Here is a 19,134-nt window from a genome sequence, read left to right as displayed (position 1 = left end):
CGGCTCGCAAACTGTTGATAGACTTGTATCGGAGAGGTGCGTGAGTGGTTTAAACGGGCGGTCTTGAAAACCGCTGTACCCTAACGGGTACCGGGGGTTCGAATCCCTCCCTCTCCGCCATTCTCGCGCCGCTTATCTGTTGTTGCCCTTTGTGACCAAGGCCGGGAAATTCTTTTTGGCCCACGCCGCGAACTTGGTCGGTTGCCGGCCGGCTATCTTGTTGGCGAGCGCGATCCGGTCGCGCGAATCCGAACCCAAGTAGGTGTACGCCTGGAAGTAACCGAACATATTTGCGATCTCCCCGGCCCCGGGAAAGCCGGAAGCAGCGAAGACTTCCTTGGGCACTTGTCGAAATGAGAACTCTTGACCCAGTCGACTCAGGGTCTCGACGATCTCATCGAAGCTCAGGAAATCCCCAACAAGTGGCAGGTATTCGCCATGGCCGGCCTCATCCGGGTGTGCGAAGGCTCCGGCCACGATGGCGCCGAGTTCGGTGATGTCGCCCATGTGGAGACAGCGCACCTCGGGATCGAGCGGGAGGACCCAGCCAGTGGAGCCGTCTGGCTGCTTCTGCGGAGCCATCGCGCCGAGCAGGCCCTGGTAGTACATCGGAGCGATGACGAACGTATGGTTCGCAAACCCCGCTGCCTGGACTATCCGATCGGCCTTCGCTTTCCCGGTGAAGTGGGGAACGTGGAGCTTGCCGCCGCTGATCGTTTCCACATCGGGCAGCGTGGACCAGACGAAGTGTTTGACGCCGGCAGCCTTGGCCGCGCGTACCGCCGCGGTTGCCTGCTCAAGTTCGCCGGCGCCTTGTTCCCAAAAGCTGGTGACCAGGAATACGCCGTGCGCGCCGGCAAATGCCGCCTTGAGGGTTTCGGGACGGTTCAGATCAGCTTCGACGACTTCGTCGGCAAGTCCGCGATGCTTCTCTGGATCGCGAGTCAGAGCGCGGACCGTGAACCCGGCGCTGGCCTGGAGGGCGCGGGCGACGGTGCCTCCCTGCTGGCCGGTTGCGCCGACCACGGCGATCAGTTTCTTACCTGGGCGTTTCATTCGTGTGTGCCTTTCCTTAGTTGAGGTTGTTATTGCAACGATGGATCGGTCTCGGCGATGTGCCGCTCGCCGGCCTGAAGCGCAGCCGGGCTGGTGTGCACCGAGTAGTTTCCGAGAGCGAGTTCGTAGGGATGACGTGCCGCCGACCCATCCATCCGCGAATGTATGAGCTCAGGCCTCATTAAGTTTCCTGGCTGCGGACATCCCGACTTTCTTCAGCGCCTCGTAGACCTGCCGCTTTTCTCTCTCCGAGAGCACTGACATCAGCTCCTCCAATTCTCTGGCATGCTGCGCGAAGGACGCCGCCGCCACCTGCCTGCCTTTCGGCGTGAGCGCGATGAGCCGCGCCCGGCGATCGCGTGGACTCGACTTGCGCACGATCAGTCCGTGTTTTTCGAGACGGTCGATGGCGGCCGTCATCGAGCCGGTGGCAAGCAGCACCTTCTCCTGGATCTGCGTGATGGTGAGCGGGCCCTTGTGCAGCAACGCCTCGAGCGCGGCGAAATCCGTGAGACCGAGTTTCGAAGCAATGCCCCTCTCCAGGAGAAGCCGCACCGCGTGCTGGCTCCTCATGATCACGATCCAGAGGTGGGGAGCAGTGATGCGGCTGGTCTTCTTTTTCACGTTTTTCACGGTCTCTTCTCCTCAATCAGCTTGGGGCGTCAGGCAGCTCGAGCCGCCGCATGGTGGTTCTTGACGCCCGCTAACAGGCGGTCGATGGAAGCTGCGCCAGCGCCATGGAGCATGAGGAACGCCGTGCCGGCGAGGGCGAGCAGATGGTACTCATAGCCTTCTCCCTTTTGCGTCCCGCTCCAGTTCATGAAGAAGCCGAACTGGAAGTGGACCATCACGATGGCGACGACCATGTTGACGAAGATGCCGAAGGCCGCGACGCGGGTCAGCGCTCCGAAGATGAGTCCGAGTCCGCCGAAGAATTCCGCCGCGATGGCGAGGAACGCCAAGGGCGCGGGAATGTGCAGCATCCCAGTGAAGAAGCCCATGGTGCCGGTGTAGCCGTATCCGCCAAACCAGCCCAGCATCTTCTGTGCGCCATGCGCGAAGAAGACCACGCCGATGACCACGCGCAGGATGGTGGTCGCAGTGTCGTTGTCAGTGTTGATCAATCTACGGATCATGAGAGACCCTCCCAGTAAGTTCCCTGCTCACAATGGCAGGCACAGGATAGGATTACTAATCCTTACATAAGGATTCTTTATATCATAATACTTTCGCCCCCCCCGCCTCCCCCGCCTCCTCCTCCCTCTTTCCTTCTTTCTTTCCTTCCTTCCGTATTTCCTGCCGGTTTGGCATTCCGCCGTGTCCAACTACGCAAGGCGAGTCACAGGCCTGTTTCGGCGTCCACCATTTTCCAAGGTATAATTCGCGGGCTTCCCCCACAGACTGTTCATGCCGCTCGCTCCCGGGACAAAACTCGGCCCTTATGAGATCAGTTCGCCCCTCGGCGCCGGAGGGATGGGAGAGGTGTATCGCGCCCGCGATACGCGCCTCGACCGCGACGTGGCGCTCAAGGTGCTGCCGCAACATCTTTCTACCAGCGGCCAACTGCGTGAGCGGTTCGAGCGTGAAGCGCGAGCCATCTCATCCCTCAAGCATCCCAACATCTGCACGCTTTTCGACGTGGGCCGCGAGGGCGAGGTGGACTACCTCGTGCTCGAGTACCTGGAAGGCGAGTCGCTGGCACAGCGTCTGGAGCGTGGGCCGCTCGCGGTGGAGCAGGTGCTGGCCTACGGCATCCAGATGGCGGACGCGCTCGAGCGCGCGCATCGGCAAGGCGTTGTCCATCGCGACCTGAAGCCCGGCAACGTGATGCTGACCAAAGACGGCCTGAAGCTACTCGACTTTGGGCTTGCGAAACCAATGGCGGGCGCGGCGCTGGCCGCCAGCGCGTTTGGCGCGCTGACCGCCTCGCACGAATACAAGCCGCTGACCGCCGAGGGCACCATCGTCGGCACGTTCCAGTACATGGCGCCGGAGCAGATCGAAGGGAAGGACGCCGATCCGCGCTCGGATCTGTTCGCGTTCGGATGCGTGCTCTATGAGATGACGGCCGGCAAGCGTCCTTTCGACGGCAAGACGCAAGCCAGCGTGGTGGCGTCGATCCTGGCATCCGATCCGCCGCCGCTCAGCACCATCCAGCCACTCACGCCGCCCGCGCTCGAGCGCGTGGTGAAGACGTGCGTGGCGAAAGATCCCGACGAACGCTGGCAGACGGCGCATGACGTGAAGCTGCAACTGCGCTGGATCGCCGAGGGCGGTTCGCAAGCCGGCGTGGCCGCCCCGGTGGTGGCGCATCGCAAACATCGCGAGTGGACGGCGTGGGGGATCGCGGCCGTGCTTTTATTGTTGGCTATCGCCGGCGGCCTGGCCTATTGGCGCACGGCTTCGACGCAGCAGCCGGTGGTCCGCAGCTCGATACTGCCGCCGGATAAGGCGGGATTCAGCCTCACGGGAATCTATGGCGTCCCGGCGATCTCGCCGGACGGCACCAAGATCGCGTTCGTTGCGGTGAAAGGTACGCAACGCTCGATCTGGCTGCGCACCCTGAGTACCGGCGAATCGAAGAGCCTTGCGGGCACCGAAGACGGATACGGCCCGTTCTGGTCGCCCGACAGCCGCTATCTAGCATTCTTCGCCAACAGCAAGCTGCAAAAGGTGGCGGCGGAAGGCGGGCCGGCGGAGTCCATTTGCGATGCAGAGGACGCGCGCGGCGGGTCGTGGAGCAACAAGGGCGTGATCGTCTTCACCCCCACGCGTTTCAGCCCGCTGTTCAGCGTTCCCGCAACCGGCGGTAAACCCACGCAGGTCACCGAGCTGGGGACCGCGCTCAGCCATCGTTGGCCAAGCTTTCTGCCCGACGGCGAGCATTTTCTTTTTGTCAGCAGTCTCTCGGGCTCGGCTTCGAGCGCGAGCAACGTCCTGCTCGGTTCCATCAAGAGCAAGACGGCCAAGGTCGCGGTGGCCTCCGCGTACAACGCCGAGTACGCCCGGGGAGAGTTGTTCTTCATCCGGGATGAGAAGCTGGTCGCGCAGCAGTTCGATCCCGATCGCGGCGAACTTTCCGGCGAGCCAACGGTCTTGAGCTCCGATCTGCAGATCGACGGTCTCTTCAGCCACGCCCTGTACTCCGTTTCCGCCAGCGGCCTGCTCGTCTTTGAACCAGGAACGGTGACCAACGAGGCGCAGTTGATCTGGTACGACCGCCAGGGGAAACAACTCGGGATCCTGGGGACGCCCGGCCGGTTCATCGAAGTAAAGATCGCGCCCGACGAGAACACAGTTGCGATCGTGGAATACCGGCAGTCGGCGATCGATCTGTGGCTGTATGACGTCCAGCGCAAGCTCGACACGCGCTTCACCACCAGCAGCGCTAACCGGTATCCACTGTGGTCGCCGGATGGTTCCAGCCTCGCATTCTCGTCCAACCGGCAGACGCCGCGGCTGAACCTTTTCCGGCAGCCGGTCGGCGGCGGCGCTGCCGAGGCGCTTTACACCTCGAGCACCGGGGACGTGATCCCCACCGACTGGTCGCGCGATGGACGCTTCATCACTTTCACTATCTCGGCCGGCACGACTAAAGGCGACATCATGGTGCTGCCGCTCGAAGGCGAGCGCAAGCCGGTCCCCTTCATGCAGACGACGTTCAACGAGCGCGCGGCGAAGTTCTCTCCCGACGGCCACTGGATAGCCTTCGACTCCGACGAGTCCGGCCGCAACGAGGTCTACGTCGCCCCCTTCCCCGGCGGTGGCCGCAAGTGGCAAGTCTCCACCAGCGGCGGGCGGCAGGCACTGTGGCGCAGGAGCGGTACGGAGCTCTATTACCTCGCGCCGGATAACATCCTGACGGCAGTGAGCATTGCTACATCCGGCAGCGAGCCGAAGATCGGCACGCCGGCCGCGCTCTTCAAGACGCATCCCCGGAACTTCGATTACAGCATCTACGACGTGACCAAAGACGGCCGCTTCCTCGTGAGCAGCGCTCCCGATGAGAGCAACGCGCCGCTCACCTTGATCAGCAACTGGCCGGTGCTGCTGAAGAAGTAAGCGGAACTTTTCTGAACCCCGTTCCGCCTGCGCGACATCCGAAACGAATCAGACATTGTCCAAAGGAGAACCCCCATGCACGACGAACTGCAAGCCTTCCTGAAGCTGTGGGATGAGGAAGCGAAGAAGACGGTCGCGGTGCTGCGCGAGCTGCCGCGCGCTCAATATGACTTCCGCCCGGACGCCGGCGGCCGCTCGCTGGGCGAGCTGGCGTGGCACTTGTCTGAGTTGGACGGCTACATCTCTTACGGGGTCGAGCAGGGCAAGTTCGACGTGGGCGCGAAGCCGCCGCACATCGAGCGGCCCAAGACTGTGGAGGCGTTGGCGCCGGGATACGAGCGCATCCATACGGAGGCCGCAGAGCGCATCCGCAAGCTCACGTCCGCGGACCTCGACCGCAAGATCGTGGCCTTCGGCGGCACCGAGACGGCCATCCGCGACCTGCTATGGTCGGGGATACTGCTGCACCTCGCCCACCATCGCGGACAGCTCTCCGTGCTGACGCGCCTGGCCGGCGGCGGCGTGCCGGGACTCTTCGGCCCGAATCGCGAAGAGACGGCGGCAATGCGCGCGCGCGCCGCGAACGCTCCGAAGCCAGCCTGACGGCGAGCGCGCAGCGCTACATCTTCGTTCCAGCGCCCGCTACAGCTTGGGTGCGTCGATGGTGATGGGCTTGTTCCAATCGGAGTAGGTCATCACCATTTGGCCCGTCTTGATCTGGCGCGGCAGATTGTCGCTGCCGATGCACATGGTGGAGCTGGTCTGCCCACCCTTGCCATCGGAGGCGGTGGTGGTCCAATCGGTGCAGCTCTCGCCGTTCACCGTCTCGGTTCCGCCCTTGGTCATGGTCACGTTGGGATCGACTGTCGGCATCTTCGAGCCGGGGGCAGCCGTGTTGCCGCACACGCTCGCGGGCTGTCCGGTGGCGGGCACCTTCATCCATTTTCCTCCCGCCTTCATGTACATCGCCGGTCCAACGCGCACGGTCTCGGCGCTCCTGCTGCCCGTCTTCGACACCGTTCGCATTTTGTCGGGACAGACCACGTCCATGGTCATGTCCACGTTGGGGCCCTTCATCGTCACGTGCCAGCTCGTCGCCTTTTGCATCGCCGAGCTGATCGACGCACCGTTGACGGCCATCTGCGCTTTGCTCACCGGACTCGTGTAGGACGACTCCGGAGTGCTGGTGCTGCTGCATCCCAAGGCAAATGCCAATCCGAGGAACAGAGAAAGCCCGAGGCCCGACTGCATCAGTCTGCGCCGCATATGCGACCTCCTGTTTTAAGCAGGGCGGGATTGTACCCACTAGGCGCCGGGCTGGAAAGCCGCGAGTTTCAAAGGAAGAGCGGCGCAGTCGACCCGCGGCCGAATCACGATCCGCGAATGATGCGCAGCGGATCCACCACCGGCTCGCGGCCGTTCGACGCTTCCGTCTTTGCATCGGCCGTCTCGATGGTGTCGCCCTCGCCGGGAGCGAGGAAGAGATTCGTCTCCAAGCCGTGCTGCTTGTTGTAGAGATCGAAGTAGCGGCCGCCCAGCGCGTAGAGCACTTCGTGCGTCCCGCGCTCCACGATCTTCCCGTTCTCAACCACCAGGATCTGGTCGGCGCGGCGGATGGTCGAGAGCCGATGCGCGATCACGAAGGTGGTGCGTCCCTTCATCAGGTAGGCAAGGCCTTCCTGGATCATCTGCTCCGACTCGGAATCCAGGCTCGAGGTCGCTTCGTCGAGGATGAGGATGCGCGGGTCCGCGAGCACCGCGCGCGCGATGGACACGCGCTGCCGCTGCCCGCCGGAAAGCTTCACGCCACGCTCGCCGATGATAGTGTCGTAACCGTCTTTGAAGCGCTCGGCGAATTCGTCGACGCGCGCGATGCGGCACGCGCTCAGCATCTCTTCTTCCGACGATTCCGGGCGCGAGAACATGATGTTCTCGCGGATGGTGCCGTCGAACAGGAACGAATCCTGCAGCACCACGCCGAGGTGGGTGCGATAAGAATCGAGCCGCACCGTTGCCAGGTCGGTGCCATCCACCAGGACTTTTCCGGAGAGCGGCACGTGGAACGCGGCGACCAATCCGATGATGGTGGATTTTCCCGAACCCGATGAGCCGACCAGCGCCGTCACGGTCCCGGGCTGCGAGATGAACGAAACGTCTTGCAAAACCGGCTTGCCCGGGTCGTACTCGAAGACCACGTCGCGGAACTCGATCTCGCCGTTGATGCCAGAGAGGGTCGCCGTCCGTCGCGGGTCAGTATCTTCCGGAGACTCGCTCAGCACTTCGCGCGTGCGCTCGAGGCCGGCGATGGCTTCGGTCAACTGCGTGCCCACGTTGACCACGCTGAACAGCGGCGCTGCCATGAATCCGAGGAACATGGTGTAGGTGAAGAAATCGCCCAGCGTCATGGTGCCGGAAAGGATCTGCCGCGAGCCCACGTACATCACGATGGCGCCCACCAAGCCGAGCAGCACGCTCGATGACAGGCTCATCACCGACATCGCCGTGAGCGTCTGCAGCACGTTATCCAGCAAGCGGCCCACGCCGGCGCCGAACACGGCATGCTCGCGCGCTTCCGCGTGATATCCCTTCACCACGCGGACGCCGCCCAGCGATTCGGTAAGCCTTCCACTCACCTCGGCGTTGATCTTTCCGCGCTCGCGGAAGATAGGACGCAGCGTGCCGAACGCCTTGCGCAATGCCAGCGCGAACACGCTGAGGAAGGCGATGGCGATCAACGTCATCTTCGCGCTGATGTGGAAGAGCACCACCAGCGCGATCGCCGCCGTGAGCAGCCCGCCGAGGAAATCCACCAGGCCCGTGCCCACCAGGTTGCGCACGCCTTCCACGTCGGTCATGATGCGCGAGACGAGCGCGCCCGTTTTGTTCGCGTCGTAGTAACTCACCGCGAGCCGCCCGACGTGTCCCTGCACCTTCAGGCGCAACTCGGCGATGAGCCGTTGCGCGGCTTTCGAGAGCACTTGCGTCAGCGAGAACGAGGTGATGCCCTGGACCATCGTCGCCAGCAGCACCGCGCCCACGATGGGCAGCAGCAGGTTGGTCTGGTGTTTCGTGATCACGTTGTCGATGAGGAAGCGTGTGGAGTACGGCAGCACCAGCCCGGAGACGCGGTTGATGGCCATGAGCAAGAGCCCAAGCAGCAGCAGCCATTTGCGCGGCTTCATCAGCGCCCAGATCTCGGGCCACGCCGCGCGCAGGTTCACCGGCTTTTTGGCAGGTTTGCTCTCCGGCTTGGGTAGTGGGGAAGCGCTCATCTGGATGGTCTGCGAATGGATGTTTAATAAGATTGGACGCGGCCAGAGCCCGCGCCGCTGCAAAATCTCTGACGTCACGGAGCTTGAAAGCGGTTACGCGGACTTCCCTGTCCGCGGCAGCTTCTCGATCTTCGCCGCCAGGATGAAGTCGCTCTCCGTCAATCCGTCGATCTTGTGGGTGTAGCTGGTGACTTCGACCTTGCCCCAGGTGAAGCAGATGTTGGGATGGTGGCCTTCCTGCTCGGCGACGTTGCCGATCTTGTTCACCAGTTCGAGCGCGCTTTTGAAGTCAGGAAACTCATAGGTGCGCGACAGGTGATGCTCGTTGACGACCTTCCAGCCGGGCACTTGCTTCTCCAACTCGTGTAACTCCTTGCCCTTCAGCGCGGGAACATCGCCACGGCACGGCACACAGCTCTTGCTCGCTAAGTCAGTCATAGTCCGCGATTATAGTCCTCAGCAAGCGGGCAGATTCGCTCGCCGCCGCCTTCAGGGTGTGGTACAAAGCCCTTCTGTCTTCTGTCTTCCGTTCTGGAGCAAGGGCGGCGACCCGTAGTAGTAGACCTAAGGGGCGTAGACCAGGGGTATTTGTATGGCAAAGATATCTGACATCCTGCGCGACCACCGCGTGCTCTCCGTGGACGCGGAACAGACGGTGATCGAAGCCGCGCGCCTGATGACCGAGTTCAACATCGGCGCGGTGCCGGTGTTGCGTGATGGCGACTTGATCGGCATCTTTTCCGAGCGCGACCTGATGCGGCGCGTGGTCGCCGGCGGCCGTAGCCCGGCGATGACGAAGGTGAGCGAGGTGATGACCTCGAAGCCGCAGACGGTCACCGCAGACGCTGACATCGATGAGTGCATGCAGCTGATGCGCGAGGCCGGCTTCCGCCATCTGCCGGTCATGGAAGGCACGAAATTGCTCGGCTTGATCTCGCTGCGCGACATCATGATGCGCGAGCGCAAGTCTGCCGGCAGTGCCTGAGCAAAACTCTGGCCGGTCGAGGCTTTAATCGCTCGAGGCTTTATTCGCGCGAAGCGGCGGCCACCGCGCCGCGCCCGATGGTCTCGCGCACCTTCCGGCTCAGCGTCTCGAAGGTAAAAGGCTTTCGATGGGCTGCGGGGGAGCGTCATTTTCCTGCGGTTTTCGCGTGCGTGCAACCTCGTGTTTCCCAGCCGTCTATAATCAATGGCTCAAGATCCAAGGAGAAGCGATGGCAGAGCACATGGTGAAGTGCATCAAGCTGGGCAAGGAGATGCCCGGGCTCGACGAGCCGCCGTTCGATGGCGAGCTGGGACAGAAGATCTACGAGAACGTCTCGCAGGAAGCGTGGCGGTTGTGGGGCGAACACGCCAAGATGGTGATCAACGAATATCGCCTCAACCCCGCTGACAAGAAGGCGCAGGAGATCATCGTCCAGCACATGGAGCAGTTCTTCTTTGGCGAGGGTGCGCAGCTTCCGCCTGATTACGTCCCGCCCCAGCAGAAACAGTGATCTCATGACGGGTCAGGCTGAGTGACCGAGGGGTCCCCGCCGCTTTCTCCCGGCGGGGTATCGGTCGCGAAGCATCTTGGATTCCGTCCGTCCGCGCGCGCCCAGACCCATGAACGTCCTCCTCATCTCGACCTACGAGCTTGGTCGCCAGCCCTTTGGACTCGCCTCGCCCACGGCCTGGCTCCGCGAAGCGGGACACACCGTCACGCAGCTCGATCTCTCGCGCCAAAGGCTGAATGATGCGGAGGCTGCTGGGGCTGTTCGCGACGCGCAGCTCATCTGCTTCTATCTGCCCATGCACGCCGCCACGCGCCTGGCGCTGCCGGTGATCGCCAGAGTCCGCGCATTGAATCCGGCGGCTGGGCTCTGCGCCTTCGGCCTCTACGCACCGCTCAACGCGGAACTGCTGCGCGACGCGGGAGTGGCCACCATCATCGGTGGTGAATTCGAAAGCCAGCTGCTGAAGCTCGCGCAGGCGGTTGGTGGGAACGGGGCTCGCTCCGTTTCCCCGCCGGACGCCTCCCCGCCAGACATATTTCTCGACCGCCTCCGCTTCCGCGTCCCTGACCGCGCCGGACTGCCCGCGCTCGCCGAGTACGCGCGGCTGCGCATGCCCGATGGCTCGCTGCGCACCGTGGGATACACCGAAGCGAGCCGCGGCTGCAAGCATCTCTGCCGCCATTGCCCGGTCGTGAATGTCTACAACGGGAAGTTCTTCATCGTGCAGCGCGAGATCGTGCTGGAAGACATCCGTCGCCAGGTCGTGCACGGCGCCCAGCACATCACCTTCGGCGATCCCGACTTCTTCAACGGTCCCACGCACGCCCTGGAGATCGTGCGCGCCCTGCATCGCGAGTTTCCCGGCGTGACCTACGACGCCACCATAAAGATCGAGCACCTGCTCCAGCACGCCGGGCTCGTGCCCGAGTTGCGCGCGACCGGGTGCGCCTTCGTCGTCAGCGCGGTCGAATCGCTCGATGACGCCGTGCTCGCGCGCCTGGAGAAGCACCACACGCGCGCCGGCTTCCTCCGTGCGGTTGCGCTCATGCGTTCGGCCGGCCTGCCACTCTCGCCAACGTTTATCCCATTCACGCCCTGGACGACGCTGGCGTCTTACTGCGAGATGCTTGCGACGCTCGCGGAACTCGACCTGGTCGAGCACATTGCGCCGGTACAGCTTGCCATCCGGCTGCTTATCCCCGCCGCTTCACGTTTGCTGGAGTTGGAAGAAGTCCGGGCACTGGTCGGCGAGTTCGATCGCGCGAAGCTGGCTTATCCGTGGCAGCATCTGGATCCGCGCGTCGATGAATTGCAGCGAGAGGTCGAGGCCGTGGTCGCGCTTGGATCGACACACCTTGGGTCGACACACCTTGGGTCGACACATGAAGACGCCGAGCACGACGTCCAGCGCGGCGCCGTGTTTGCCGCGGTCCGCGAGTTGGTGCAGGACCCGGCGCTGAAGGAGGCACCGGCATGGCAAGTGGCGCCGCTGCCCGCGCGCGCGACCATCCCGTACCTCACCGAGCCTTGGTATTGTTGAGCGGAACCCACGTCCGGCCAGTTGGCCGGAGTCTGATCTGTCCACAGATCTAGCCGCGCAGCACCGGGATCTCGGCTGCGACTCTGAACGTCAGCCTGCCATGCGCTTGGCGCAGCGCGCTCTCCACAAACTCCGGCGACTTTCCAAACGCAAAGACGAATCCCAAGTAGCTCGCGCCCTCGGGCAGCGGCACCAGCTTGCGTGCGGGCTGCGCGGTGATCTCGATCGAGTCGATGCCCGCAACCGCTCGCGCCTCTACGAGTCCTTCCACGCCTTGGAACACGCCGCCCTCGGAGATGGGGATCATCATCACGCCCGCCGCCTGCGTTTCGCGGACGACGCGCCGTGTGTCCATGCCCATGGCGAGGCGGATCACCACTTCTTCCAGCGACATCTCCTCTTCCACCAGCGGCAGCTTGAAGCGCAGCGCGCGCGCGCACAGTCCACCGATCGACCGCGCCGCGATCTCGAGCGGATAAACACCTTTCTCGTTCAGCCGGAATTCGGCGTGTACGGGACCGTGGGTCAGTCCGAGCGCGGCAACGCATTTTTCCAACGTGCGCACGATCGCCGTCTGCTCGGCCGGCGAGCGTCGTGACGGCGTGACGTAGATGGTCTCTTCGAAGAACGGGCCGGCGAGCGGCTCCGGCTTATCGAAGAGGGCCAGCGGATGCAGCCGTCCGCGATCCATCACCGCCTCGAGCGCGACCTCCACGCCCGGGATGTACTCCTCGGCCTGGATGAAGTCGCTGGCCTCATCGCGCAGCACGCGCACGTCCGGCTTCTTCAGCAGCGCACGGATGCGCTCGAAGGCGCGCACCGCGGCTTCTGGATCGTCGGCGCGGATCACGCCGCGGCTGCCGGAAAGCGCGAGCGGCTTGAGCACGCACGGGAATCCGACGTCGAATGCCGGCGACGAAAAGATCTGTTCCGTGTCACTGGGGAGTGGAAACCGGGAAAGCGGGAAGCGCTGGAAGCGCGGCATGAGCAAGCCGGCCTCGCGCAGTCGCTGGCGGGAACGATGCTTGTCGCGGCAGAGGTCGGCGGCTTGCGCCGGATGCGATGGCATCCCGAGCGCGGCGCATGCACGTGCGGCCACCGGCGTGGGACGATCTCCGATGGCAACGATCGCGGCCACGCCGTTCGCACGCGCGTATTCCGCGACTCTTGCCGCGGCGTCTTCGGGCTCATGGAACTTCAGCGGCAGGGCCTGATCCTGCCACGGGTCGTCGAGTTTGTCGCAGCGGTCGCTGCCGAACACGATCGCGAGACCGAGCTTCTTCGCCGCCGCCACGAACGCGCGCGTCTGGTAGCCGGTCGTGGTGGTGAGCAGGAGAAGTTTGGATGTGCCTGGTTCGCTCGGTTTGCCCATGGCAGAGGCGCGCATGACGGATGACCGATGATGCAGCGCCGCAGCTATTGTAGATTGCCGGACGTGGCTGCCGCGGACCCCGCCGCCGCTGCGGGCGTCGATGCGGCACCAGGCGTCTTCGACTTTGCTTTGGCGCGCGCGGCGCCTGCCGGGTACAGCGGGCGGTAGTGCTCGTAATCATGGATGGCGATGCCCAGCAGGCCGGGCGCGCTTTTCAATCTCTTCTCGATGGACTTGACCACATTCTCCACCTGCGCACGCAGCGGCTGGTCGCGCTTCATGTCGGAATCATAAAGCTGCGCACTCATCCCGACCCACACGCCCTTGCCCTGGCGACGCGCCGCTTCGAGCGCATAGCGGCTGCTGCCGCCGATATCCCTGACTTGGCGGGCGTACGCCATCAATCCGATCTGGTCCACACGTTCGACCACCGCGGCCAGTAGCGACCGGCCCGCCGTCGCATCCATTTCGACGGTCGAATACCAGGGCGGGACGTCGGCCGCGAGCGGCAGCGCGCCGATTCGCGCGCGCGTGAACTCCAGCATCTCCAGGTACTGCTTCCCCACTGCGGCCGGCCCCGCCTTCCACTCCGCTGTGTCGTAGGGTTCCACGTCGAGATGGATGCCTTCGAAGCGGGCCTCCGCCGGGCCCTCTTGGTTGAACTTGAGCACCGCTGCGAGAAACCCGCTCAGCCGCTCGCGCTTGTCGGCGAACACCCACTCAGGCGCTCCTGCCAACGCCTGCACCTTGAAACCCTGCTCATGCGCCTGCGTCAGGAAAGCGCGAAAGTCGGCTGAGCGGACGCTCAGCTCTTCCGGCAAGACGTGCAAGAAGAGGACGTTGATGCCGCGCTGCCGGCAGAACGCGATCAAGTCATCGCGACGCTCCGGGTCGCTCGCCACCCAGTTGTTCCATACCCAGACGGCCCGCTGCGGCTGCCGGGGCGCGCCTGCCGCCCCCGCCGATGTCGTCGATATTGCTCCCACCAGCGAGACCACCGCCAACAGAAGAGTTCCGAACCCTGTACGCATGGTTGCAACCAGCATGGACTGAACCAGCCCTCGCGCGCAAGCTCTTTGCGGTCGTCCCGTTCTAGAGTTGCGGGCGTTATGTCGTTGCCGGGAGTCTACGGTTGCAGGCCGGGGCCGCACAGGCTATGGTTTGCGGAACCCAACCGCGGAACCAAAAGACAGCGGGATCAAAGACAGCGGGATCAAAGACAGCTGCAACCGAACCCTTCCTTATGGCGATCGCACCGAAGCTCGAGACGAAGCTCGCCGAGTGGACCGCCGCGTCGGTGATCGACGACGCCACCGCCGCACGCATCCGCGCTTTCGAGGATGCGCGCGTGGAACCCAAGTTGCGCTGGCCCATCGTGCTGGCGGTCGCCTTCGGCGCGCTGCTCATGGGCGCGGGCGTGCTGCTCTTCGTCGCCGCGCACTGGGATGAACTCTCACCTGCGGGACGCTTCTCGCTCGTGCTCGCCATGGTGGCGCTCTTCCATGTAGCCGGCGCGTTCACGGCAGAGAAGTTCGAGAAGCTGGCCATCGCACTGCACGCCGTGGGCACCATCACGCTCGGCGCCGGCATCTTCCTCGCCGGACAGATCTTCAACCTTGAAGAGCACTGGCCGGGCGGCGTGCTGCTGTGGGCGCTGGGCGCGTGGATCGCGTGGGCCATCCGGCGCGACTGGCCGCAGGCGTTGCTCGCCGCCATTCTGACGCCGTGGTGGATCACCGGTGAGTGGTGGGTGCGCACTCAGCATGTGGCCGGCAGCGATTGGGTGGCTGCGCAATTCGCCACGCTGCTCGCCTTCACGTACCTGTCCGCCCGCATCGCGGAAGACTCGCAGCCCGTCCGGCGCGCGCTGACATGGCTGGGCGCGCTCGCGCTCATCCCCGCGACCGTCTGGCTGTTGCTGAGTTATCCCAACTACGACTTCAGCTATCGCGCCCACAACCTTCAAACCATCATCATCGGACTGGTGGGCGCGATCGCGTTGCCCATCGCGCTCGCCTACTGGCTGCGCGGCAGCGCTGCCTGGATGAACCTGGTCGCCGCGCTCTGGGTCATCGGCCTCGGCGCCTTCGTCTTCAAGAACCGCGGCGACAACATCCTCGCGTACGTGTGGGAGGCGCTCGGCGCCATCGGCCTGATCGCCTGGGGGATGAAGGAATCGCGCCGCGTACGCATCAACCTCGGCGTTGCCGGCTTCGGCGTCACGGTGATGGGTTTCTATTTCTCCAGCGTGATGGATAAGCTCGGCCGCTCGCTCTCGCTCATCATCCTCGGCATCCTGTTTCTGCTCGGCGGATGGCTGCTCGAGCGCACCCGCCGGCGCTTAGTCGCCAGCATGGGGGTCCAAAGTATGACGCGAAGGGAGCCGCCGCGTGAAGCCGCTCTATAAAGGATTGGTCATCGCCGCCATCCACGTGGCGCTCGTCACCTCGCTCGGCGCCAAGCTGCTCTACGACCGCCACACTCGGCCGCGTGTCTGGGCGCAGGCGCGGCCCTACGATCCCGACCTGCCCATCCGCGGCCGCTACCTGAGCCTGCAATTGATCATCGACGCCGAAGGTTTCCCGCCGCCCAAGACGCGCAGCGAGCTATGGCAATGGGGCTCGGGCGAGCGCCGTGCCCGGCTCGAGGTGCGCAGCGGCAAGCTGGTCGCGGTCCGCGACGAGACTGGCGATCATTTGGTGTGGTTCGCGGCCGCTCCCGGCGTGGTCATGCCGCGCGTCCCCGATAATCTCGATTCCGGCAAGCAGCCCGTCGATTTCCCCGTCGTCGCGGTGCTCTCGGATGCAGTGCTCTACTTTATCCCCGAGCACGCGCAGGATCCAACGCCGCGCGCTAACGACGGCAGCGAGCTCTGGGCCGAGGTCACCCTCCCGAAGAAGGGTCCGCCACGGCCCATCCAGCTGGCGCTGAAAAAGAATGGCGCCTGGAGCCCGCTCGATCTTCGTTAAGGTCGCCGCGGAACCCAAACAGGAGGAGGGGAGGAGCGGAGGTTTTTTGAGTTTTGAATCTTGAGGTTTGAAGTTTGAGTTTTGAAGTTTCTGACTTCTCTTCTTTATGTTTGCCCTTCCCTCCCTTCCTCCTTTCCTCCTGTCGTCATTCCATATCCCGCTAGACGACCCGCTCACCTCGCGAACTTTCCGCCGTCTAATCGCGTATCAGATCCAGAGGTACGGGTGTGCCTGCGGCTTGCATTTTCGCGGCCGTTCCGTCACGCTATTGGGTTTCTGCCCTGGTCCTGCACCATTCTGAAGGAGCTGCAATGAGAATCCACCGCATCACCGGTCTGGCACTCTTGCTCGCGCTGGCGCTTGCGCCGCTCGGCCTCGCGCAAAAGTCCGGCGGAACGACGGCCGAAAAGAAGCCCGCAAAGAAGGCCGATAAGAAAACGGCGCCGGCCACAGAGACGATGCCCGCCGCCGCCGCCAAGCCCGCCGGCATCGCGCCGCTGAAGTTTTCCGACACCAAGCTGGCCAACGGCTTGCGTGTGATCATCGCCGAAGACCACAGCGCTCCCGTCTTCGGCATCGCCATCACCTACAACGTGGGCTCGCGCAACGAGCGGCCGGGACGCACCGGCTTCGCCCACCTGTTCGAGCACATGATGTTCGAAGGCTCGGAGAACGTGGGCAAGGGCGAGCATTTCATCCTCATCGAGAACAACGGTGGTGGGATGAACGGCACCACCAATGAGGATCGGACCAACTATTACGAGATCCTGCCCAAGAATCAGCTCGAACTCGCGCTCTTCCTCGAGGCCGACCGCATGGGCCGGCTCGCCTTCACGCAGGAAAAGCTCGACAACCAACGCAAGGCGGTGCAAGAAGAGCGGCGCCTCTCTTACGACAATGAGCCTTACGGCAAGTCGGGGCTCGAGCTCGACAACCTTGCCTACGACAACTTCAGCTACAAGCACTCGACCATCGGCGAGATGAGCGACCTCAACGCGGCTTCGCTTGCGGACGTGGAAGACTTCTTCCGCATCTACTACGCGCCCAACAACGCCGTGCTCACTCTGGTGGGGGACCTCGACACGCAGCAGACACTCACGCTGGCGAACAAGTATTTTGGCGGCTTCAAGGCGCAGACGGAACCACCACACCCCAACCTCGCCGAGCCTGAGCATTACGGTGAGCGCCGTGAGACGATCATTGACCCGCTAGCGCGCCTGCCGCTGATCCTGATCGCGTACCACATCCCGGCCGGCAACACGTCCGACAACTACGCCATGCAGGTGCTGGCCAACATCCTCTCTACCGGGCGCAGCTCGCGCCTCTACCAGCGCCTGGTGAAAGAGAAGCAGTTGGCCACCTCTATCAGCGTGGACCCCGATTCGCGCATCGGCCCCAGCATGCTCTACATCCAGGCCATGCCGCGACCCGGCGTGAAGCCCGAAGACCTGGAGAAGGCGATCTACGACGAGATCGCCGCCGTTCAGAAAGACGGCGTCACCGCGGCCGAGCTGGACAAGGCGCGCACCCTCGAGCGCCGCTCGCTCATCCAGGCGCGGCAGTCGTCGCTGCAGACGGCCATGCGCCTCGGCCAGTACGCCGTCTACTTCAACGATCCCGAGCTCATCAACCACATCTACGACAAGTTCGCTGCCGTCAACGCCGACCAGGTGAAAGCCGCCGCGAGCAAGTACCTTGTCCCCACCGAGCGCAGCGTGGTCATCACCCTGCCGCCCGCCAAGCCCCAGGCGCCGGCGACGGCGGGAAACTAAGGAGACGCGATGACGAAGACACAGATGAAACGCGCAGCTTCAGTCCTGCTCTTCTTCGCGGCGCTGGCGATCTGCAGCCCAGCGCTCGCACAACAGCCCGGCGGTGATAAGGGGACCTCTGCCAAATCGGTGCAGCGGCTCAACAAGGCGCCGGTCAGCCATGAGGTGTTGCAGGTCCAGCTGCCGCGCCCGACCGAGACCAAGCTGAAGAACGGGCTTTCCGTCATCGTACTCGAGCAGCATAAGCTGCCCACCGTGGCCTTCGTCCTGTGGGTGAAGGGCGGCGCGCTCGCTGATCCGAAGGACCTTCCCGGGTTGGCGGAGACCTCCGCCGCGATGCTGCGCGAGGGCACGGCGAAACGCAATTCCTCCCAGATCGCCACGGCTACCGACCAGCTCGGCGCCACGCTGAGTACCAACGCCGCTTTCGGCTCGGGCATCACCAGCGTCTCCATCTCCGGCCTGGTGGAATCGGCCGACAAGATGGCCGAACTGATGAGCGACGTCGCGTTGAATCCCGCGTTTCCCGAGCCGGAGCTCGCGAAATACAAATCGCGCAAGCTGCCGCAGCTCGAAGAGCAGCGCTCCGATGCCAGCTTCCTGGCGGAGGAGAAGTTCTACGAAGTGCTGTATCGCGACTTCCCCGCCGCGGTGATCTCAGCCACGCCGGAATCAGTGAAGGCCATCACCGTCTCCGACTTGAAGAAGTTTCATGACACCTGGTTCGCCCCCAACAACGCCATCCTCGGCGTGGTAGGAGACGTGACGCAGGCGCAGGCGCTCGCGCTGGCGAACAAGTACTTTGGCGGATGGGCGATGCACGCTGTCCCGGCTTCGACCCTGCCGCCCGTGCCGCAGTCGCAGCCGAAGAAGGCGTATCTGATCGACCGGCCGGGTTCGGTGCAGACCAACCTCGTCACCGGCAATCTCGGCATCAAGCGTACCGACGCCGATTACATCTCGCTGGTGGTGATGAACCGCATCCTGGGCGCCGGCGCCTCGTCGCGTTTGTTCCTCGAGTTGCGCGAGGAGAAGGGCTACACCTACGGCTCCTACAGCGGCTTCAACGCCAATCTCTATCCCGGCGTGGTCGAGGCGACCAGCGAGCAACGCAACGCCGTCACCAAGGCAGCGATGGACTCGCTGCTCGACGAGCTGCGCAAGATGCGCGAGGAGCCTGTCCCCGCGGCGGAACTCGACGAAAGCAAACGCTCCATCGTGGCCGTCTTCGCGCTCTCGCTCGAGAGTCCCACCAATCTGCTCAACCGCTGGCTCACGGTGAAGTACTACGGCCTGCCGGTCGACTACTGGGACACCTACCCGGCAAAGGTCAACGCCATCACCGCCCAGGACATCGAGCAGACGGCAAAGAAGTACATCGACCTCGACCACCTGCAGATCGTGGTGGTGGGCGATTCGAAACAACCCGGCACGGAAGAGAAGGAGAACGCCAAGACCATCAAGGACGTGGTCTCCGGCTTCGCGCCCACGGAGATGTTCGACGCGGAAGGCAAGCCGATGAAGGCAAAAGCCGCAGCGGCGGAGAAGCCCACCGGCGATTGATTCACTTTTGGTGTTCCGGCGCCCGCCACGGC

The 19,134-nt window shown here is 63.9% G+C and carries 17 protein-coding genes, 1 tRNA gene and 1 pseudogene; 10 read left to right on the top strand and 9 right to left on the bottom strand.

Features of this window, described 5'->3' with window-relative positions:
- Positions 1 to 30: 30 nt before the first annotated feature.
- Positions 31 to 120, top strand: a tRNA-Ser gene (locus tag M3P27_09995).
- A gap of 12 nt (positions 121 to 132) precedes the next feature.
- Here the strand turns inward: M3P27_09995 and M3P27_09990 are convergent.
- From M3P27_09990 to M3P27_09975, 4 genes and pseudogenes are all read right to left on the bottom strand, one after another.
- Positions 133 to 1,056 carry an NmrA/HSCARG family protein gene (locus M3P27_09990; GenBank protein MDP9268635.1) on the bottom strand — a complete coding sequence of 308 codons (924 nt, stop codon included), beginning with the start codon at positions 1,054 to 1,056 and terminating at the stop codon, positions 133 to 135.
- Between the two features lie 29 nt (positions 1,057 to 1,085).
- A pseudogene (locus tag M3P27_09985) lies at positions 1,086 to 1,211 on the bottom strand (pirin family protein).
- Positions 1,212 to 1,227: 16 nt separating this feature from the next.
- The gene (locus tag M3P27_09980) at positions 1,228 to 1,689 is read right to left on the bottom strand and encodes a MarR family transcriptional regulator (protein ID MDP9268634.1); all 462 of its coding nucleotides are present in this window, start codon (positions 1,687 to 1,689) and stop codon (positions 1,228 to 1,230) included.
- Between the two features lie 29 nt (positions 1,690 to 1,718).
- A complete protein-coding gene (locus M3P27_09975; GenBank protein ID MDP9268633.1) occupies positions 1,719 to 2,192 on the bottom strand; it encodes a DoxX family protein in 474 nt (157 codons plus the stop codon).
- Positions 2,193 to 2,463: 271 nt separating this feature from the next.
- Between M3P27_09975 and M3P27_09970 the strand changes: the two genes are divergently transcribed.
- Both M3P27_09970 and M3P27_09965 read left to right on the top strand, forming a co-directional pair.
- The gene (locus tag M3P27_09970; GenBank protein ID MDP9268632.1) at positions 2,464 to 5,118 is read left to right on the top strand and encodes a protein kinase; all 2,655 of its coding nucleotides are present in this window, start codon (positions 2,464 to 2,466) and stop codon (positions 5,116 to 5,118) included.
- A 75-nt stretch (positions 5,119 to 5,193) separates the two neighbouring features.
- Positions 5,194 to 5,721 carry a DinB family protein gene (locus M3P27_09965; protein MDP9268631.1) on the top strand — a complete coding sequence of 176 codons (528 nt, stop codon included), beginning with the start codon at positions 5,194 to 5,196 and terminating at the stop codon, positions 5,719 to 5,721.
- A gap of 39 nt (positions 5,722 to 5,760) precedes the next feature.
- Here M3P27_09965 and M3P27_09960 read toward each other — a convergent pair whose 3' ends face one another.
- The 3 genes from M3P27_09960 to M3P27_09950 all read right to left on the bottom strand — a co-directional run bounded on the left by M3P27_09960 (position 5,761) and on the right by M3P27_09950 (position 8,828).
- On the bottom strand, positions 5,761 to 6,384 hold the full coding sequence (locus M3P27_09960; GenBank protein MDP9268630.1) for a DUF4412 domain-containing protein: 624 nt from the start codon (positions 6,382 to 6,384) through the stop codon (positions 5,761 to 5,763).
- 104 nt (positions 6,385 to 6,488) lie between these two features.
- Positions 6,489 to 8,390 (bottom strand): ABC transporter ATP-binding protein/permease, encoded by a 1,902-nt coding sequence (locus tag M3P27_09955; GenBank protein ID MDP9268629.1) that lies wholly within the window; start codon positions 8,388 to 8,390, stop codon positions 6,489 to 6,491.
- 93 nt (positions 8,391 to 8,483) lie between these two features.
- Positions 8,484 to 8,828, bottom strand: a complete 345-nt coding sequence (locus M3P27_09950) for a 4a-hydroxytetrahydrobiopterin dehydratase (GenBank protein MDP9268628.1) — start codon at positions 8,826 to 8,828, stop codon at positions 8,484 to 8,486.
- A 154-nt stretch (positions 8,829 to 8,982) separates the two neighbouring features.
- Between M3P27_09950 and M3P27_09945 the strand changes: the two genes are divergently transcribed.
- From M3P27_09945 to M3P27_09935, 3 genes are all read left to right on the top strand, one after another.
- A complete protein-coding gene (locus M3P27_09945; protein MDP9268627.1) occupies positions 8,983 to 9,375 on the top strand; it encodes a CBS domain-containing protein in 393 nt (130 codons plus the stop codon).
- Between the two features lie 229 nt (positions 9,376 to 9,604).
- Positions 9,605 to 9,886, top strand: a complete 282-nt coding sequence (locus tag M3P27_09940) for an oxidative damage protection protein (protein ID MDP9268626.1) — start codon at positions 9,605 to 9,607, stop codon at positions 9,884 to 9,886.
- 109 nt (positions 9,887 to 9,995) lie between these two features.
- Complete coding sequence (locus tag M3P27_09935) at positions 9,996 to 11,426, top strand: CUAEP/CCAEP-tail radical SAM protein (GenBank protein MDP9268625.1); 1,431 nt, start codon at positions 9,996 to 9,998, stop codon at positions 11,424 to 11,426.
- A 49-nt stretch (positions 11,427 to 11,475) separates the two neighbouring features.
- On the opposite strand, the gene M3P27_09930 is transcribed toward M3P27_09935, so the two are convergent.
- Positions 11,476 to 12,813 carry an ATP-grasp domain-containing protein gene (locus M3P27_09930; GenBank protein MDP9268624.1) on the bottom strand — a complete coding sequence of 446 codons (1,338 nt, stop codon included), beginning with the start codon at positions 12,811 to 12,813 and terminating at the stop codon, positions 11,476 to 11,478.
- 29 nt (positions 12,814 to 12,842) lie between these two features.
- A complete protein-coding gene (locus M3P27_09925; GenBank protein ID MDP9268623.1) occupies positions 12,843 to 13,829 on the bottom strand; it encodes a hypothetical protein in 987 nt (328 codons plus the stop codon).
- A 212-nt stretch (positions 13,830 to 14,041) separates the two neighbouring features.
- Between M3P27_09925 and M3P27_09920 the strand changes: the two genes are divergently transcribed.
- The 4 genes from M3P27_09920 to M3P27_09905 all read left to right on the top strand — a co-directional run bounded on the left by M3P27_09920 (position 14,042) and on the right by M3P27_09905 (position 19,102).
- A complete protein-coding gene (locus tag M3P27_09920) occupies positions 14,042 to 15,205 on the top strand; it encodes a DUF2157 domain-containing protein (GenBank protein MDP9268622.1) in 1,164 nt (387 codons plus the stop codon).
- The gene (locus tag M3P27_09915; GenBank protein MDP9268621.1) at positions 15,189 to 15,767 is read left to right on the top strand and encodes a hypothetical protein; all 579 of its coding nucleotides are present in this window, start codon (positions 15,189 to 15,191) and stop codon (positions 15,765 to 15,767) included. The genes M3P27_09920 and M3P27_09915 overlap by 17 nt, the downstream gene beginning before the upstream one ends.
- Positions 15,768 to 16,078: 311 nt before the next feature.
- Positions 16,079 to 17,539 (top strand): insulinase family protein, encoded by a 1,461-nt coding sequence (locus tag M3P27_09910; GenBank protein MDP9268620.1) that lies wholly within the window; start codon positions 16,079 to 16,081, stop codon positions 17,537 to 17,539.
- A 9-nt stretch (positions 17,540 to 17,548) separates the two neighbouring features.
- Positions 17,549 to 19,102, top strand: coding sequence for an insulinase family protein (locus tag M3P27_09905; protein ID MDP9268619.1), 1,554 nt, complete (start codon positions 17,549 to 17,551; stop codon positions 19,100 to 19,102).
- Positions 19,103 to 19,134 lie beyond the last annotated feature (32 nt).

It is taken from the genome of Acidobacteriota bacterium, assembly GCA_030774055.1.
Lineage (GTDB): Bacteria > Acidobacteriota > Terriglobia > Terriglobales > Acidobacteriaceae > JACPNR01.
This window is presented reverse-complemented; position numbering and strand designations above follow the sequence as displayed.

Bases quoted from the DNA above. Each gene is read 5' to 3' on its own strand.
- M3P27_09955 (MDP9268629.1), bottom strand. From the start codon at position 8,390: ATGAGCGCTTCCCCACTACCCAAGCCGGAGAGCAAACCTGCCAAAAAG.
- M3P27_09910 (MDP9268620.1), top strand. From the start codon at position 16,079: ATGAGAATCCACCGCATCACCGGTCTGGCACTCTTGCTCGCGCTGGCG.
- M3P27_09935 (MDP9268625.1), top strand. From the start codon at position 9,996: ATGAACGTCCTCCTCATCTCGACCTACGAGCTTGGTCGCCAGCCCTTT.
- M3P27_09965 (MDP9268631.1), top strand. From the start codon at position 5,194: ATGCACGACGAACTGCAAGCCTTCCTGAAGCTGTGGGATGAGGAAGCG.
- M3P27_09905 (MDP9268619.1), top strand. From the start codon at position 17,549: ATGACGAAGACACAGATGAAACGCGCAGCTTCAGTCCTGCTCTTCTTC.
- M3P27_09920 (MDP9268622.1), top strand. From the start codon at position 14,042: ATGGCGATCGCACCGAAGCTCGAGACGAAGCTCGCCGAGTGGACCGCC.
- M3P27_09990 (MDP9268635.1), bottom strand. From the start codon at position 1,056: ATGAAACGCCCAGGTAAGAAACTGATCGCCGTGGTCGGCGCAACCGGC.
- M3P27_09950 (MDP9268628.1), bottom strand. From the start codon at position 8,828: ATGACTGACTTAGCGAGCAAGAGCTGTGTGCCGTGCCGTGGCGATGTT.
- M3P27_09940 (MDP9268626.1), top strand. From the start codon at position 9,605: ATGGCAGAGCACATGGTGAAGTGCATCAAGCTGGGCAAGGAGATGCCC.
- M3P27_09945 (MDP9268627.1), top strand. From the start codon at position 8,983: ATGGCAAAGATATCTGACATCCTGCGCGACCACCGCGTGCTCTCCGTG.
- M3P27_09960 (MDP9268630.1), bottom strand. From the start codon at position 6,384: ATGCGGCGCAGACTGATGCAGTCGGGCCTCGGGCTTTCTCTGTTCCTC.
- M3P27_09930 (MDP9268624.1), bottom strand. From the start codon at position 12,813: ATGCGCGCCTCTGCCATGGGCAAACCGAGCGAACCAGGCACATCCAAA.
- M3P27_09970 (MDP9268632.1), top strand. From the start codon at position 2,464: ATGCCGCTCGCTCCCGGGACAAAACTCGGCCCTTATGAGATCAGTTCG.
- M3P27_09975 (MDP9268633.1), bottom strand. From the start codon at position 2,192: ATGATCCGTAGATTGATCAACACTGACAACGACACTGCGACCACCATC.
- M3P27_09925 (MDP9268623.1), bottom strand. From the start codon at position 13,829: ATGCGTACAGGGTTCGGAACTCTTCTGTTGGCGGTGGTCTCGCTGGTG.